This is a genomic window from Rheinheimera muenzenbergensis (assembly GCF_036984005.1).
GTDB lineage: Bacteria > Pseudomonadota > Gammaproteobacteria > Enterobacterales > Alteromonadaceae > Alishewanella > Alishewanella muenzenbergensis.
In genome coordinates this window covers 65,797-83,124 of sequence record NZ_JALAAR010000009.1, presented here as the reverse complement: position 1 = coordinate 83,124, position 17,328 = coordinate 65,797, and the positions used below count along the sequence as shown (strand labels likewise).

Here is a 17,328-nt window from a genome sequence, read left to right as displayed (position 1 = left end):
TCATAACGGGGATAGCTATGACATCCATTTTGCTCCAGCGCGCGTTACTGCCGATAGCGGTAAGCGCAGCTTTATTAACCGGCTGTGGCCCGCAGCAACAAACAACACCCGCGCCACAGCCAGCTGTTGTAGTACAGCAACAAACCGAATCAGACAAAGCCAATGCACTGTTTGAACAAATCTTTATGGCGCAGGTAAAGCGCAACCCCTTGTTGCAAACCCGGCTGGGCATCAAAGATGACTATGACAAATGGCATGACTTATCTGACGAGCATTACCAGGCGTCATTACAGCTGGCCCGTCAACATTTGGCCATGTTGCAGGCCATCGACGTGAGTAAGCTGGACGACAATAGCCGCGTCAGCTATTTGCTAATGCAGCAAGACTTACAGCAAGAATTGGATGACGCCAAATGGCAACTGTATAGTTATCCGGTAAACCAAATGTCTGGCACCCATTCGCGGGTACCTTCAGTGCTGATCAATCAACACAGCATCAGCAGCGAAAGCGATGCAAAAGCTTACATTGCCCGCCTTAATGCGGTACCAAAATTATTTAGCCAATTGCAGCAACAACTGCAGGCCCGTGCTGAAGCCGGCATTATCGCCCCGGCCTTTGTGTTTCCGCATGTGATTTCGGCCAGTGAAAATGTGATCAAGGGCGCACCGTTTGACGAAGGTCCTGACAGCACCCTGCTGGCCGACTTCAGTAGTAAAGTGGCCAAACTTAATCTGAATGAACATGCCAGTAAACTGCTAATCGACGAAGCTAAAGTAGCGCTGCTTACCAGCGTCAAACCAGCCTACAGCAGCCTGATCAATTATCTGCAAACGCTGCAGCAAAAAGCCGGCAACCTTGATGGTGTCTGGCGCTTTAAAGACGGCGATGCCTTTTATAATAATGCGCTTAAACGCACCACGACGACTAACCTTAGCGCCAGCGAAATTCACCAGCTTGGTTTGGATGAAGTGGCACGTATCCATAGCGAAATGCGCGCCATTATGCAGAAAACAGGCTTTGACGGTGATTTAAAAGCCTTTTTTAACTTCATGCAAACCGATGAACAGTTTTATTATCCGGACACGGAAGAAGGCAAAGCGGCTTACCTTGCCGACGCCACCGCCGTAATTGACCATATGCGCTCCCGGCTGAACGAGCTGTTTTTAGTTACCCCTAAAGCAGAGATGATCGTCAAAGCGGTTGAGCCGTTTCGTGAACAAAGTGCCGGTAAAGCCTTTTATCAGCAGCCATCTATGGACGGCAGCCGGCCCGGCATTTACTACGCCAACCTGTACCGCATGAGCGATATGCCCAAATACGAGCAGGAAGCGCTGGCCTATCACGAGGGCATACCGGGCCATCATATGCAACTGGCTATAGCGCAAGAGCTGGAAGACATGCCCAAGTTTCGCCGCTTTGGCGGTTACACGGCTTACATTGAAGGCTGGGGTTTATACACCGAGCTGTTACCGAAAGAAATAGGCCTGTATCAGGACCCGTATTCTGACTTTGGCCGCTTAGCCATGGAATTATGGCGCGCCTGCCGCTTAGTGGTCGACACCGGTATACACGCCAAAAAATGGAGCCGCGAAGAAGCCATTCAGTATCTGCTGGACAATACGCCTAATACGCCAACCGCTATTGAAAAGGCTATTGAACGCTATATTGTGATGCCATCACAGGCTACCGCCTATAAAATAGGCATGATTAAAATTATCGAACTGCGCGAAAAAGCGAAAACTGCACTGGGTGATAAGTTTGATATCCGAGCCTTTCATGATGTGGTGTTGAAAAACGGCGCCGTGCCATTAGATGTACTGGAACAATTGGTTGATGAGTATATTGCCGCAACCAAAGCCTGATAGCAGTAATATCAACATTAAGCCGGTCAACTGACCGGCTTTTTTGTTTGTAGCCTCAGGCTGAGGGTACTGCAGCCGGATCCATCCAGAACAGCTCCCAAATATGGCCATCCGGATCAGTAAAAGCCCGGCTGTACATAAAGCCCAAATCCTGCACCGGGTTAATATCGGCCGTTCCGCCGTGCTTTGCTGCCGCGCCGGTCATCGTATCTACCGCTTCGCGTTTGTCACATGCCAGTGCCAGCATCACTTCACTGGATGTGGCTGCCGGAATAGGTCTGGTCGTGAAACTGTGCCACTTGGCATGCGTTAACAGCATCACATAAATTTGCTCACTCCAAACCATACAGGCGGCGGTCTCGTCGGTAAAATGCGGATTATTACTAAAACCCAGCGCAGTATAAAAAGCCATGGCAGCTTTAAGATCTTTTACCGGCAGGTTAACAAATATCATCGGTTGCATCAGGGGTCTCCGGGTTGAGGTTAACAACAACGTTTTTTAACGCTTCATTCCTAATCGGCTAACCCTAGCCCAAATCGACAACGCAGTACTATATTTTTTACGTATTGTTACTTAGGGATGACGTTAAAAACCCGAGCCCGGTTGTTTAAGAAACGCCACTTCTTCTGCAGTCGACGTGCGGCCTAACAACGCATTACGATGCGGATAACGGCCAAAGCGGTCAATTATCTCTTTGTGTTTTAGCTCGAACTGGTAGTTATTTTCTGGTGCATACTGCTTAAACAAAATCTCAGCCTGTTGATGAATAACAGCTGATTCGCTGTGCATGTAAGGCATTAGCAAAAAATTTCGCTCGTCGGCGTTTAGCTGCGCCAAGGCGCCGGCGGCAACAGCTTCCTGAGCTAATACCAGTGCCATCGCATCCTGGGCAAACGCCTGTGGCGTGTCACGGTAGATATTACGTGAGAACTGATCCAGCACAATAATTTCCGCCAACCGTCCATGCGCCGTCGTTCGCCAGTGGTATAACTCGCCCGCCGCCGCTTGCTGTAACAGCTCGCCAAAGCGCACGCTGATCAAACGGTCAAAAGCCGCATCTTTCGCCCACCACTGCTCGGGCATAATGTCGTTAAACCAAAAATGTAATACTGTTGCAAACATAGCCATTCCTTACGTTATCCCAACCGGCTAGTTGCCCGGTTTAATAACAAAACCTTTTTCGATACCGGCTTTAAACCCTACCGATTCGTATAATGCGTGAGCACTGGTTAAGCTTGCCCCAGACAGTAACATCACTTTATAACAGTTTTTTTGCCAGGCCAGCGCTATAGCAAACTCAAGTACCTGTTTACTCAGGCCCTGACGGCGGAATTTAGCCGCGGTAACGACATGCTCAATAATGCCAAATGGCCGGGCTCCGTTGGCAATACTGAGGTTAATAGCCAAAGCGCAGGTTGATGCCAGTTCGCCGTCGATCTCGGCTACCACTATAGCACTGCGTGGATCTGTGATAATTTCCGCCCATCTTTGGTGTGCCATATCGGCAGTCAGCGCCGGATCGGCCGGGCGTAATTCTTTATACAGCCGCAGCACAGCATTTAAGTCATCAGTAGTTGCGGTTCTGATTATCATCTCTGACATCCTTGTTAAGCGTTAAATTGCTGCAACGGTTTAGGGATTAAACCGCTGCAGCCGTTTAGCCACAGTTAGTTACGCACTATTTGCATTTCCTGTAGCAGGTTATCGGCCTGGTCAACATACTGCATCATCCATAACACGTAGCGGATATCCACGTGTATAGCCCGGGTAATGTCGGGATTAAAATACCAGTCTTTGGTTATCGATTCGTAAGTAGAATCAAAGTTCAGCCCGACCAGCTCACCTTTGCCGTTCATTACCGCTGAGCCCGAGTTACCGCCGGTGGTATCAGCACTGGACAAAAAATTCACCGGCACTGAGTTAAACGCTTTGCGCTTTGGCTGCGGGCAACTGAATACGCTGCAATGCCAGGGCAAATCAGATTGCGCGGCTAAATCTTTGTAGTAATAGCCGGCCGTATTACCGGCCTGATAAGCCTCAACCAGATTTTGCGGTGCATTAAACGGTGCTGTGTTTTGGCGTTTGGCAATTAACCCCGTAACTGAAGTAAAAGGTGTTTTATACACACCGTCAGCTGCCGGATAACCATCAACTGAACCGTAGGTAATACGCAGTGTGCTGTTGGCATCGGGGTATACCGGTTTACCCAGTGCTTTGTTGTAGGCAATAATGGCTTGCATATAGGCCGGACGCACTGTCGATAGCTGGCCTTTTAACTCTTTTTCCTGCGCTTGTAAGGCACGGTTTTTCGCTGATATCGCCACTGCGATACGGATAAAAGGGTCATCGCTGGCGGTAAAGTCTGCGACTGTTTTATCCAGCCAGGCTAAACGCCCTGAACTGCTGACTAAGCTGCTTTGGTTATACAGCGCCTGCAAGCGGTTACTGATTTCAGCCTGGCTCATGCCGGCGCTTAACCCCAGAGCAGTATCAAGCTCGGCAACGCGTACCTGGTCATCCTGAGCCAGATAATCGGCCAGTTGCTCTGACCAAATAGCTAAGTCCATTTTGGGGTGAAAGCTACGCTCCAGCCGGTTTAAACGGCTTTCGATCATTTTAATATCGCGTTGCTGAAACCCCATATCGCGCTCGGCGTCTGGCTTTTGCCGCTCCTGCGCTAAATGGTACAGCTGTATTGCGGTTTGCAACATCGCACTGCGCTTGGCCGCTTCAAAGTAATACGTTTGCCGGCTAAAGGCTTGCTCTGCCGCTATCACCTGCTTTAAGCGGCTTATGTCTTGCAAATAACCACTGCGGGATGTATCGGCGTTAATCCAGTTTTGCAGGGCTTGTTCCTGTTGCGCTTTAATGGCATGAATGTCAGTGACTTTGAAGCCATCCAGCAACCCCTGTAATTTTTTCATCCGGTTGTTATGGCTTTTTACCGTCGAGGCATATTTCACTTTAAGATCTGCATCTTGCGCGCTCAGACGATCTATGGTGTTGATAATTTGCTGATAGCTGTGCACCTGCGCCGGATACTGCCAATTGGCGGCGAAGGCTATTTCATCGGCTAAACGATAGCGGCTGGTACTGCCGGGATAACCGGCCAGTAAAATACCATCGCCCTCACGTACACCATCGGCATTTACTTTCAGGAAGTTTTTGCTTTGATAAGGCACATTGTCAGCTGAAAACGGCGCAGGTTTGCCATCTTTACCGACATAGGCGCGCAAAAAGGTGTAATCACCGGTATGGCGCGGATACTCAAAGTTATCGATATCACCACCGTAGTTACCGACAGCCTCAGAGGGCGCATAAACTAAACGCACATCCTGCAACATCAGCTGTTTAATCAGAAAATATTCTAAGCCGTGGTGAAAGCTCACCACAGAACAGCGATAGTTGGCATCGGTTTCGCAGTGTTTTATTAACGCTTTACGTTTAGTTTCTATGGCTTCAAACCGGGCTTTACCGGATAAATCTGCCGCTATATCACCGGCGACCTGTGCCGTTACGTCGGTTACGGCTTCAGTGATATACAAGCGCTCCTGCGCTCCGGCCGGCAACTCTTCAGCCAGGCTTTTGGCTAAAAAACCTTTTTCAATTAAATTATTGTCTTTGCTGGAATTATTTTGAATAGCGTTGTAAGCACAATGATGATTAGTCACCACCAGGCCTTGCGGCGATACAAAAGACGCCGAGCAATAGCCCATACTGACGATGGCATTCATTGGATACTGGCTTAAATCAGCCAGTTGTTTGCCTGCTATGCTGATGCCTTTAGCGCTCAGTTCATCTTGCAGCTCGGCCAATTGATGTGGCTGCCACTGACCTTCATCAGCAAGGCTGGTAAAACTGCAGGCTAACGCCAGACTGGTGAACAAGTAAATCGGTTTCATAATATTTCCCGGAGGTAAGTCGTGTTGTTTTTATCGCTGCCTGCGATTATCCATACCTGATGCCGCACTGCAACCGGCATCAGCTAAGTGTGGAATTTAGAGCGGCCGCTGGTTGCGGCCTGGTTTTAACTTTTGCCTGCAGGCGCAACGCCACTAGGAGTTCACGGCTTTTCTTTGCCGCAGCAGTAATACTACTGCCAGCGTTATCAACAACAACTGTGCAGCTATGCCCTGCAGGCTAGGATAAAAACCTAACCAGCTAACCGCCGGCAACGACAGCAGGCTTTGCGCCAATACACCGGCTTCTTGCAGTGCCGCTATGCCTTTTCCGGTCATAATCACCGCCAACACAAACATCAGTAGTGCGGTACTGGCAAAAAAGCGTTTTAACGGCAGTTTAAGAGCAAATTTAAACAATGCAACGCCAAGTATCAGCAAGGCCAGCAGCGCCGCGGCAATGCCAGCGACAAAGGCAAGCTGATGCGTATGGCCGCCCTGCAGCCACAACGACTGATAAAACAGAATGGTTTCAAAAACTTCGCGATAAACGGCCAAAAACACGACCACCGCCAGGCCGACATAGGCCCCCGAGGTCATCGCGGTGTTTATTTGCCGGCTGATGTACTGCTGCCATTGTGCGGCCGAGGTTTTGCTGTGCATCCAAAAACCCATATAAAACAGCATAACGGCGGCAACAAGTGCAGTGTAACCTTCAGTCAGCTCACGCGACGCGCCGGAAATGGTGATCACCAGGCTGGCCAGCAGCCAGGTGAGTGCGCCAAGCAGTAATGCGGCTATCCAGCCATAATGCACCGAACGTTTTAGCTTTGGTTGCGCCGTTTTTACCGCCACACTGTATATGGCCGCAACCACTAACAAGGCTTCCAGCCCCTCTCGCAGTAGTATCAGCAATGCCAGTAAAAACACATTAACGCCGGCCAACTGCGTATTATCCAATGCAGATTGCGCCTGTTGCAGTAACTGCTGTATTGCGGCTATTTCTGCTTGCAATTCAACAGCATTGTGTTGCTGTTGCAATAACTGCCGCAGCTGTAACATGCGCTGTTCAATCTGGTCTTTTAACGCGCTGTCGACTGCAGCCAGATTATTTTCTATTAGTTCAAAGCCATCAAGGTAAGCTGACACAGCATGGTTATACGCCTGGTTGTATTGCTGTTGTTGCACCTGCTGTTGTACTAATGTCAGCTGTTGCCCGGCGATTTGCAGCGCTGACAACTGCTTAGCATGGAAAAACTGTGCCGGATGGCGGCGAAACAGCGCCATCTGTGCAGCCCCCTGTTCACCCGCGGTAAGCTGCATATCCTGTGGTGTGGCAGTAAGTAAGCCGCTGATGGCCGACTGGCTGATCAGCGCGTCAGGCAGGCTGCTGACATCGATCTGCTCTGCCGCTATACCAGCAACGTAAAAGGCCAGGTCCCAGCGGCTTTGCAAGTCTAAATCAGCAAAAGACGCCATGGCAGTATCTTCAACTCCCAGGCTGATAGTATTAAACAAACCAAACAAACTCCGTGCCTGATAACGTTCTGCATCATGAAAATTAGTCGGTGCCGGGTCTAACGCTGTGGCTGCCGGGCCATCGCCGGCGCCGCTGCTACCGTGACAAGCCGCGCAGTGTTGCTGATACAACGCACTACCCCGATTGCGATCTGGCACCTGTGGCGGCACAGCGACTGTGGGCATGCTTGCAATAACCGCTTTACGCATCGCAGCTGTCAATTGCTGAATTTCTGCCTCACTGGCATGATTGTCTATCAGATTTTTTAGCTGTGCAGCCTGACGGTGCAACGCCGAATCAGCGGTCGGCAACTGCGCCGGGATCAGGCTGGCAAACTCCTGCATTTCCGCAAACTCAGCAGCATTAACCACCTGGCCCTGCTGCACCGCTTCTTTATAGTCAGCACCGATGTATTCAATTAACTGGATTAACTTATCCGACGCCAACACGGGCAAACTCAGCAACATAAAACAACACAACAGCCACTTTTTCATCTTCACACCAAACTTAAAAAGCAATGATTCGTATTATACTCACATTATCGATGGAAATACTGCCAGCCAAGCGTAACCAACCTGATAAATGACCCGTTTAGCGCGACCTAATTTAGTCACGCTGATATTTGCCCGAAACAGCCTTTTATAGGTATGCTGTAGCAATGCCGTAGCGGCTGGAGAAACTCTATGATTTTACTTAGCTATTTTGAACCAGAAACCAGCAACTGGCGCGATTGTCCCCTGGCTCAGTTACCAACAACAATACCTGCCGATGCGCGGCTATGGATTAACTTAAATGACGCCAGTCAGGACGAGCAACAACAGATCCTGCAGCGTTTTGCTATCACCGCCACACTGGCAGAAGATTTCAGCCGCCAGCGCCATCCGCCAAAACTGGAAAGCCAGTCAGATTTTACCCTGCTGATAATGCGTGGTTATGCCGATGCCGATTTCAGTGAATACACTGGCAGTGCTCAGGTAAATTTACTTTATTCAAACCAGGTACTTATAAGTAAAATAAGCTGCAATAACCCAACACTGCTGCAACAGCTGAAACCACAGATCCAGACAGCAAAAAGCAGCCATATTGCCGATTGGGTAAAGCAGTTCATTCTGACCGTTTCGGCCAGCTATCTGGAAAAACTTATCAATTTCGAAGATGAACAGAGTGAACTTGAAGATGTTATGCTACACAGCGGCAACGATGAAAAGATGACGCTGATCATGCGCTATCGCTCTGTATTGAGAAAAATTAACCGTAATCTGGCCTATCAGAAAGATATTTTCTCCGATGCGTTGTACGAAGAGCATAGCCCGCTGTTGCGGCAATTTAGTACCACCGAAATACGTGACTTTTACGAGAAATTCGAACGGCTGCACAGTATGACCGATATGTACTACGATCAGCTCAGTGATCTGGTCGAAGGCTATTTATCGACAACATCGCATCAGATCAACGAACGGATGAAAGTACTGACCATTGTCAGCACTATTTTCATACCTTTGACTTTTATTGCCGGTATTTACGGTATGAACTTTGTTTATATGCCCGAACTGCAAATGCCCACTGCGTATTTTACTGTGCTGATTGCTATGGCACTGGGCGGTGTAAGTGGGCTGATTTGGTTTAAAATTCGCGGCTGGTGGTAATGCCACCTCAGGCTAGGGAGTAGTAGATGGCTGAAAATCAACCGCTTGATATTGAAGAAATTGTTCGTGACAGCTTTGATGAAAATGAAGCTGAACAGCTTACCGGTAAACTCAGTCAGCTAGAGCCGGAAGAAATTGCTATTGCCTTAGAGGCTATGCCGGTAGAGCAGCGGGTTAGTACCTGGCTGGGGCTGCATCCTGATGATCAAATAGCCGCCCTAACCTATATGCGGGTTGACGCCCGTGACAACGTATTTAAGCAACTGGATGAGGCTCAACTACGCAGTCTGGTAGAGGGCATGGAAGTTGATGACCTGATTGAGTTGCTCGACGAGTTACCACAGCGCATCTACGACTATGCCTGCTCACGGCTGGATGAAAGCCAGCGCCGCTGGCTAGATACCGCTCTGGCGTACAGTGACGATCAATGCGGTCGCTATGCCGACCACGACATGTTGATCATCAATAAAAACGCTAAAGTACGTGATGCCATTCGTTTATTCCGACAGTTAGCCGAAGACGCCGAATATCACGACGCCCTGTTTGTGGTAGACCGCACCGGTCGCTATGTTGGTTTAGTACACGCGACCCAGTTGTTAGGCCTGGGCTCACATTTACCGGTAGAAACGGTTATTGATAAAGATGCGCCGCAGGTAGAGGGTGAAATGGATTTAGATCAGGGCTCAGATATCGTATCACGCTCTGGTTACACCGCCTTGGCAGTGGTAGACGACGAAGGCAAACTGCTTGGCCGCTTATCTATTGGCGAAGCGCTGGAAAACGTGCGCCGCAGCCTGGAAAGCCAATTTATGCATACGGCGGGTCTGGGTGAGGAAGAAGATTTATTTGCGCCCATTTTTGACAGCGCCAAACGCCGGGCATTATGGCTCGGCATTAACTTACTCACAGCGTTTCTGGCCGCCTGGACGATAGGTTTATTTGAAGCCACCTTGCAGCAGGTTGTCGCCCTGGCGGTATTAATGCCAATTGTGGCCAGCATGGGCGGTATTGCCGGCAGCCAGACGCTGACACTTATTATCCGCGGCCTGGCATTAGAACAAATTACCCCACAGACATATTTAACACTGCTACGCAAAGAATTAGGCGTTGGCGCCATTAACGGCTTGCTCTGGGCACTGGTAATCGCAGTTATTACCTATTTTTGGTTTGGCGATTGGATTATCGGTGGCATTATCGGTGCCGCCATCGTGATCAATATCGTAGTGGCGGCCATTTCTGGCGTGCTGATACCTATCTGGCTGGAAAAACTCAACATAGATCCGGCATTGTCCGGCTCGGTTATTTTAACTACAGTAACCGATGTGATCGGCTTTTTTGCCTTTTTAGGCCTGGGCTCACTATTCTTACTCGGTTAAAAAGGCAAGCATTTTATTTAACGTCTGCTAAGGTATTTCTGCTGTCAGGCTAGTCGCGGCCTTCTACAATAGCGGCATTAATTTTCGCTTATCGGAGAGCGCATGAAAATTGCGATTTTATCGCGCAACGCCCAGTTATACTCCACTAAACGGTTGGTGGAAGCGGCAACAGAACGCGGCCACCAGGTACAGGTGATAGATCCGCTGGCCTGCTATATGAATATTAACCGCAGCAATTCGTCTATTCACCACAAAGGTGAAGTGCTGGCCGGCTTTGATGCGGTGATCCCACGTATTGGCGCTTCCATTACCTTTTATGGCACAGCAGTTCTGCGGCAATTTGAAATGATGGGGGTGTACAGCCTGAACGAGTCGGTAGCCATTAGCCGGGCACGCGATAAGCTGCGCAGCATGCAACTGCTGGCCCGCCAGGGCATTGGCCTGCCAGTCACCGGCTTTGCAGATAAGCCCGGCGATATTCCTGATCTTATCGATATGGTTGGCGGCGCACCGCTGGTAATAAAACTGTTGGAAGGCACCCAGGGCATAGGCGTTGTGTTAGCTGAAACCCGCACCGCCGCCGAGAGTGTGATTGAAGCCTTTATGGGATTAAACGCCAACATTCTGGTGCAGGAATATATTAAAGAAGCCAGTGGCGCTGACATTCGCTGCTTTGTTATTGGCAATAAAGTGGTCGCTGCCATGAAGCGGCAGGCTAAAGCCGGTGAGTTTCGCTCTAACCTGCACCGCGGCGGTACAGCCTCGACCGTGCGGCTGAGCAAAGAAGAACGCAGCACTGCGATGCGTGCTGCCAAAACCATGGGCTTAGATGTGGCTGGGGTAGATTTACTGCGCTCTAATCATGGCCCTGTGGTGATGGAAGTAAACAGCTCGCCAGGGCTGGAAGGTATCGAAACGGCAACCGATAAAGACATAGCCGACCTGACGATAGTTTACCTTGAGCAGCAAGTCGCCCGGCATAAAAGCCGGCGCAAACTGAACACAAAAGGAACCGGCTAATGCAAACAGGCAGAGCAGCCTTCAGTCTTGGTAACAGCAGTATCCCTCCCGGCAGCCGTGCCGTGGTAGACATACCTTTTGGCAAGTTATACACCCACACCGAACTGAATATTGGCGCTCATGTGATACATGGCCGCAAAGAGGGCCCGGTGTTGTTGGTGGCGGCAGCCTTACACGGTGACGAAATTAATGGTGTCGAAATTTGCCGCCGGCTGCTGAAATTACCACGGCTAAGCCAGCTAAAAGGCACCTTAATCGTAGTGCCTATTGTTAATACTTTTGGCTTTGTGCAGCAGTCACGCTACTTACCCGATCGGCGGGATTTAAACCGCAGCTTTCCGGGCAGTGAAAAAGGCTCGCTTGGCAGCAGGATGGCATTTCAGTTTACTGACAAAATTTTAAAAAAATGCACCCACGCCATAGATTTACACACCGGTGCCATTCACCGCTCTAACCTGCCGCAGGTACGCGCCAGTGCCAAAGATAAGACGGCGCTGCAAATGGCTGAAGTGTTTAATGCGCCAATCATTATTAAAGCCGCCTCTCGTGAAGGCACCATGCGTGGCACCGCCAATAGCCTTGGCATTCCTATACTGCTGTACGAAGCCGGCGAAGCGCTGCGCTTTGATGAGCAGGCCATTAATATCGGCGTGCGTGGCATACTTAATGTGATGACAGATTTAGGTATGTTAAGAGCCGGCCGGCGTAAACCTGCGACCCGCTCGTTATTTTCGAAGAAAAGCAGCTGGGTGCGGGCCGAGCACGATGGCATAGCACGCTACTATGTTGGGTTGGGACAGACAGTTAAAACCGGCGACACCATGGCACATATCTACTCGCCCTATTCCGACTTTGAAGTCACCGTAACCGCCACCTTTGATGGCATAGTCATAGGCCGCAACAACTTACCACTGGTAAACGAAGGTGAAGCACTGTTTCATGTTGCCGAAGTCAGTTCATTGGCCGAGGCCGAAAAAACGCTGGACGCCATTAACGACGAAGTAGATAACGCGATGCCGCCGGTGTTGGGCGAGGAATATGGTGTAGTTTAATCTTTTAGCGCCAGTACATCATACGACTTTAATGCCGGTATGCGCTGTTGCAACGCCTGCTCTACCTGATCCAGCTCCTGCATGCGCTGGCAAAATAAGGCGGATTTGGTTTCCATTTCTACTACTTTGGCATCCAGACCAAGATTAATTTTATCCACCAGCTGGCCTACCGACTGCCATTCCTGGCTATCGGCGCGTTCAAAGTTATTATCAGAGTGACGTAACGCATCGCGCAAAGCTCCCCAGACAGCGCCTACCGTATGCCGGGCCAGATTGTCTAATTGCGGTTTCAGTTCATCGTTAAGAAAGTAATCCAGCTCTTGCAGGCTTTGCGGCGCCAGATAAAAATGCTCATTAGTGCGGACAAAGCGCGACATCCACTGAAAAGTTGTTTCACGCACCAGTTCACGCCATTCCGCCTGCTGAGCTTTACTGCCAATGCCGGTAAACATGGCTTCAACACTGGATAAGCCCAGCTCTACACCGTCTACTGCAATACTAACTATTTCAGGTACAAATTTGCGTAAATCCTGGCTGTACTGCTGCAGTAATGCTGTATCGGCTTCAGCCAGCGTTATCCATTCGCCACGAATAAATAACTGCTGGTCGGCATTAATCTGTACATGAGTACGGTTGTTTTGCAGGATACGGATATGATCAGGAGCAATGAGAATACCGTGCACAAAAGCCATATTACATTCAGCTGCCTGCAGACCCGACGGCAACATGATGGCCAGAATTAACACAGATAAAAATTTCACTCGGTTACACCTTACTGCCTTAATTCGCTTAAGGGTACGCCAATAGCAGCCGGCGCGCAGCTAACTGCACCGCACAGCAGCGGCTGATTATCGCTAATACCGTTAAAAAAACGCTTCTATTGCCGGACTACCGTCAACCAGCAGAATCTTTGATGGACCGTATTCGCGCCGGCTGCGGATTTGATCGGTGCCAAAATGCACTTCGACTGCTGAATACAATTGCTGACGTGCAACTATGACTGTTTCTGCCAGTTTTTGCTGCCGTTGTGCTTCAAGCTGTTTAACATCATTAATCAGGGCCAGTGCCACATTTTTATGTTCTTCAAACTCGGCCGCCAGTTCCTGACGTCTGGCGTCTATCTGGGCATTGCCTTCTATTTTTTTCAGTTTATCCAGTTGTTCGCGGATATCCTGCATGTCTTTTTTCGCCGCAGTAATGCTGCTGCGTAACACGTCCTGCTTTTCTGCTATCGGATCTATCATCCGGTTCAGTTCGATCAGTACATTACTGCTGGATGGCGCGCCCAAATTGCCGGTATGAATGCCGTAATCCAGATAAAAATAGCCACCAATCACCTTGCCATTCGGGTTATCTTCGGGGCCGGCATAAACTTTTGCTGCAGCCACAGCACAGTGCATAATTTGCTTATTAATATACAAATTACCGTCAGCAACAAACCGGGCATATTGTGCCAGATTACACTGAATATCACCTTTAGCTTGCAGCGTCGTGCTGTAACTGCTGTCTTTCTCGGCTGAAGCCAGCTGATGACCGATAATAGAGCCACCTACTGTAATGTCACCACCGGCGTCAATTAAGGTGCCTTCGACAAAGCCTTTTACAAACACATTGCCACCGGCAACAACCTTCATGCCTTCAGTTACGTCGCCGTTGACGACGACTGAACCTTTAAAAATAATATGGCCAGTTGCCAAATCGACATTCTTGACGGTAAAGACTTCATCGACGGTAGCGCCATGTTCAATCATGCGCGGTAAACCATCACGGGCAGCCAGCAGAAGATCTGGATCTTGCGCGGCTAATTCAACGCCCTCGCCCAGGCTCCATTCAATCACCTGTCCCGGCACAGCCGGCAACAGAGTGCCGGTGACGGTCATACCATCTATACCTGGCGTCGGCGGATGGCGCCGTACCAGTGCCTCACCGGTTTTAACTGAAGGAATAACGCCAAAATCGCGCAAATCGGCTTTATCATCTGACTGCACAACCGGCCGGTTACGCCGGCTTTGCATTTCAGCCATCATGGCCTCAAAACGTGAGTTTTCGCCATTTTTGACCGGCCGACCTTTTGCTATGATCAGCTTTACCCGGCTACCAGGCTCTGCTTTGCTGGCGTGACTCACCAGTTTAATAATGTGATCTTTACTGAAACCAAATACTACGCCGGCTTCCTGCGCACCTTTTACCAAAGAATTAGCCGACACCGGTGCACCGCCCCAGGCAGCAGTAATAACTGCCGCGGCAGAGCTATGATCTTCGGCAATTTCAAAGGCTAATTCAGCATCCTTTTTTTCGGCAATACGATAGGTAAGCGGCGTGCCTAGCGGTTTGAGTTGCTCTTTGATTTTTTGCTGAATTTGCTGGTATTCAACCAACAAATTGGTCAGTTGCTCCTGAATTACCAAACAGCGGGAATACCCCGCCTGTTGGATTGCGGTACTCAGGTCATTGGCGTTTAGCGCGTCCAGGGTTACAGGCACGGTTATTTTTATACTGTTATTTTGCTCGGTAAATTGCATATGGCTTCACACTTTAAGGTTACTGCACTAAAGCACATCTACTGAAACAAATAACCGGCCTAAAGGCAAGCACTGCATCGGCTGGAAAGGCAATTTTATACCCGTTCTTCAGATATAATTTTCCTGATGGATGCGGATAAACAAATCCGAATCTTTTTTACTGTAATCAACTTTATATTCTTTATTGTTTATCGCCTGGATAAACAACAGAGTTTTCGCTTCGCCAAAAACGTCAGAGCTGGAAATATCCACCAACTCTAGATAACGCTCTTTTGCTTCTGCCCGGTTAGCGGGTACCGATTCATTAAAAGGCTTTACACCATGCCGGGTTACTACAATAACCGGATCGTCGTCGTCGTTAACGACCACCAAATCCAGCTTTTTATTTTTGTGGATCAAAGTATTACGACCACTTACCAAAAACGCTTTTTCGTAATTGTTCATTCACTGCCCTGCATTACATAAACGGATTGTAATATTATGATACAGACACTCTGTAGTGTCTAGGTTACTGTATTACGTATTAATTGTAGCCTGTACTGGTTAATTTGCCGACATAACTGTTGTGTCTCAGCATCGCCCAGACTTACCGGTACAAAGACCTCAAACCCGGTTGCCTCAGCTAAGCGCTGCATGCGCCAGGCAAATGCAGCGGCAATACCGTGATAGCGCTGTGTTGCCGTGTCAAAATAATCTTTTTCGCTTAGCAGCTCAGTTGCGCACTGGCCTGTCGCACAGCCCAGGCGCACGGCTTCGATGTACAGCGGCCGTTGCTCTGTCATCAGCTTTACCGCCAGGCGCCGCGGTATATGTTGTAACAGTACATCGTAGTCAGTCAGTTTAAAAGCGATAAACGCCATATTGATCTGATTGAGCTGCGGCACGCCACTGTACAAAAAGCTTTGCCAGGGCAACAGCCAACTGCCCAGCCGGTGATAAAACCGCACGCCCTCATCGTCAAGCTGCAAAAAATATTTCGGCTCGGCCAGTTTGGCCCAGCCGGCAAAAACGCCCAGCACGCAGGCCACAATCAATAACAAATACCACCAGCTTAGTTGCTCCAACCCAATGCCGATAATACTAAGCAACAACATGGCCCCTGCACTGAAGAGCAATAATTTTGCGCCGCCTTTGCTGGCACTGGACTGAATTTGCACCGGTTGCATTTACATCTCCTTATCAATTCTGCGATGGAGCATATTGCGCCGTCGAATAAATTTAAAGCTGTTTATGGCGATATTCTGGCCATTTCGTATTGCGGTATCGCTCATTCAAGCGACCAATGCCGTAGTCACTGCGATAACAGGAAATCTAAAACCCGGTTTATTCCATACAATAAGGCAGTATATTAAAATTAGCTGTTACACGGGGTTATAGTGGCAAAATTACATTCTAAATTAATCTGGACAATACTGTTTATCTTGCTGCTGTTTATCGGCTATCTGTACTTGGTACCGGGGCAAAAGCAGGACAGCCAACGCAATGCGCCGATTGTTGCCGTTACCACCGCTAAGGTCGAAACCAAACCGATGATCAGCAGCGTCAGCTCACTTGGTACCGGTATTGCCAACCACTCTATCAGCCTGATTGCCCCCACCAGCGACTTTATTACTGAACTTAATGTACGCGAAGGTAAAGCGGTACAACGCGGTGATGTCATTGCACGCTTACATGATGTGCAGGAGCGTGCCCGGGTCACCGAACTCGAAGGCGTACTGGACGAGCAAAAGCGCCAGCTTAACCGGTTAAAAAATCTTGCCACCACCCAGGCTACTGCCCAGTCATTGCTCGATGAGCAACAAACTAAAGTGAATACTACCCTGGCTCAACTTGACATTGCCCGGGCACAATTAGCCGAGTTGACTATCAGCGCGCCCTTCAGTGGCTACCTTGGACTACGTCAGGTCAGCGTAGGGGCTTACGTTAATAGCGGCACCACTATTACAACTCTGGATGATTTAAATGTGCTGCGTGTTGCCTTTAGCGTGGCAGAACATTATCTGGCCGAGATAAACGTTGGCATGCCGCTGTTTGTTACCAATGCCGCCTATGGCGACATTCGTTTTAACGGCACTGTCAGCGCTATTGATACCCGGATTGATCCGCTTACCCGCACTGTAACGGTGCATGGCACTATAACCAATGCCGATCTGCGCCTGCGTCCCGGTATGTTGTTAAATGTACAATTAGAATTGGACAACCACATGGCGATGCAAATTTCCGAGCGCGCTCTGGTACCGCAGCAACAAAAGCAATTTGTGTATAAAGTTGCCGCAGATAACACCGTCAGCCAGGTAGAAGTGGTTATTGGCCAGCGCACGCCGGGCTGGGTTGAAATTATCAGCGGCCTGCAGCAAGGCGATGAGGTAGTGGTAGAAGGCACGCAAAAACTGCGCTCTGGCGTGGCGATTAACCGGGTTGGAGGCTGATT

The 17,328-nt window shown here is 49.3% G+C and carries 15 protein-coding genes; 6 read left to right on the top strand and 9 right to left on the bottom strand.

Going from position 1 to position 17,328, the window contains the following annotated elements:
* Positions 1 to 17 precede the first annotated feature (17 nt).
* Entirely contained in the window at positions 18 to 1,862 is a 1,845-nt protein-coding gene (locus tag MN202_RS11755) for a DUF885 domain-containing protein (protein WP_335736318.1), read from the top strand.
* A gap of 55 nt (positions 1,863 to 1,917) precedes the next feature.
* Here the strand turns inward: MN202_RS11755 and MN202_RS11750 are convergent, their stop codons facing one another.
* The 5 genes from MN202_RS11750 to MN202_RS11730 all read right to left on the bottom strand — a co-directional run bounded on the left by MN202_RS11750 (position 1,918) and on the right by MN202_RS11730 (position 7,775).
* Positions 1,918 to 2,325 (bottom strand): VOC family protein, encoded by a 408-nt coding sequence (locus MN202_RS11750; protein ID WP_335736317.1) that lies wholly within the window; start codon positions 2,323 to 2,325, stop codon positions 1,918 to 1,920.
* 123 nt (positions 2,326 to 2,448) lie between these two features.
* A complete protein-coding gene (locus tag MN202_RS11745; RefSeq protein WP_335736316.1) occupies positions 2,449 to 2,985 on the bottom strand; it encodes a DUF924 family protein in 537 nt (178 codons plus the stop codon).
* A gap of 27 nt (positions 2,986 to 3,012) precedes the next feature.
* Entirely contained in the window at positions 3,013 to 3,456 is a 444-nt protein-coding gene (locus MN202_RS11740) for a GNAT family N-acetyltransferase (protein WP_335736315.1), read from the bottom strand.
* A 74-nt stretch (positions 3,457 to 3,530) separates the two neighbouring features.
* Positions 3,531 to 5,765 carry a S46 family peptidase gene (locus MN202_RS11735; RefSeq protein WP_335736314.1) on the bottom strand — a complete coding sequence of 745 codons (2,235 nt, stop codon included), beginning with the start codon at positions 5,763 to 5,765 and terminating at the stop codon, positions 3,531 to 3,533.
* A gap of 153 nt (positions 5,766 to 5,918) precedes the next feature.
* Positions 5,919 to 7,775 (bottom strand): FTR1 family protein, encoded by a 1,857-nt coding sequence (locus MN202_RS11730; protein ID WP_335736313.1) that lies wholly within the window; start codon positions 7,773 to 7,775, stop codon positions 5,919 to 5,921.
* A 189-nt stretch (positions 7,776 to 7,964) separates the two neighbouring features.
* On the opposite strand from MN202_RS11730, the gene MN202_RS11725 reads away from it, so the two are divergent.
* The 4 genes from MN202_RS11725 (at position 7,965) to MN202_RS11710 (ending at position 12,375) form a co-directional block, all read left to right on the top strand.
* Positions 7,965 to 8,927 carry a magnesium transporter CorA family protein gene (locus MN202_RS11725; RefSeq protein WP_335736312.1) on the top strand — a complete coding sequence of 321 codons (963 nt, stop codon included), beginning with the start codon at positions 7,965 to 7,967 and terminating at the stop codon, positions 8,925 to 8,927.
* Between the two features lie 26 nt (positions 8,928 to 8,953).
* Positions 8,954 to 10,303: a magnesium transporter gene (gene mgtE / locus MN202_RS11720; protein WP_335736311.1), complete on the top strand. Its 1,350-nt coding sequence runs from the start codon at positions 8,954 to 8,956 to the stop codon at positions 10,301 to 10,303.
* A 102-nt stretch (positions 10,304 to 10,405) separates the two neighbouring features.
* The gene (rimK, locus tag MN202_RS11715; protein WP_335736310.1) at positions 10,406 to 11,323 is read left to right on the top strand and encodes a 30S ribosomal protein S6--L-glutamate ligase; all 918 of its coding nucleotides are present in this window, start codon (positions 10,406 to 10,408) and stop codon (positions 11,321 to 11,323) included.
* A complete protein-coding gene (locus tag MN202_RS11710) occupies positions 11,323 to 12,375 on the top strand; it encodes a succinylglutamate desuccinylase/aspartoacylase family protein (protein WP_335736309.1) in 1,053 nt (350 codons plus the stop codon). Before rimK ends, MN202_RS11710 begins: the two co-directional genes overlap by 1 nt.
* Here MN202_RS11710 and MN202_RS11705 read toward each other — a convergent pair.
* The 4 genes from MN202_RS11705 to MN202_RS11690 all read right to left on the bottom strand — a co-directional run bounded on the left by MN202_RS11705 (position 12,372) and on the right by MN202_RS11690 (position 16,063).
* Positions 12,372 to 13,136, bottom strand: a complete 765-nt coding sequence (locus MN202_RS11705) for a DUF2884 family protein (RefSeq protein ID WP_335736308.1) — start codon at positions 13,134 to 13,136, stop codon at positions 12,372 to 12,374. The two genes, MN202_RS11710 and MN202_RS11705, sit on opposite strands and share 4 nt — an antisense overlap.
* Positions 13,137 to 13,238: 102 nt before the next feature.
* Positions 13,239 to 14,897, bottom strand: coding sequence for a FapA family protein (locus MN202_RS11700; protein ID WP_335736307.1), 1,659 nt, complete (start codon positions 14,895 to 14,897; stop codon positions 13,239 to 13,241).
* Positions 14,898 to 15,005: 108 nt separating this feature from the next.
* Positions 15,006 to 15,341: a hypothetical protein gene (locus MN202_RS11695; RefSeq protein ID WP_335736306.1), complete on the bottom strand. Its 336-nt coding sequence runs from the start codon at positions 15,339 to 15,341 to the stop codon at positions 15,006 to 15,008.
* Positions 15,342 to 15,400: 59 nt separating this feature from the next.
* Positions 15,401 to 16,063 (bottom strand): DUF2982 domain-containing protein, encoded by a 663-nt coding sequence (locus MN202_RS11690; protein WP_335736305.1) that lies wholly within the window; start codon positions 16,061 to 16,063, stop codon positions 15,401 to 15,403.
* 210 nt (positions 16,064 to 16,273) lie between these two features.
* Between MN202_RS11690 and MN202_RS11685 the strand changes: the two genes are divergently transcribed.
* Positions 16,274 to 17,326: an efflux RND transporter periplasmic adaptor subunit gene (locus tag MN202_RS11685; RefSeq protein WP_335736304.1), complete on the top strand. Its 1,053-nt coding sequence runs from the start codon at positions 16,274 to 16,276 to the stop codon at positions 17,324 to 17,326.
* Positions 17,327 to 17,328 lie beyond the last annotated feature (2 nt).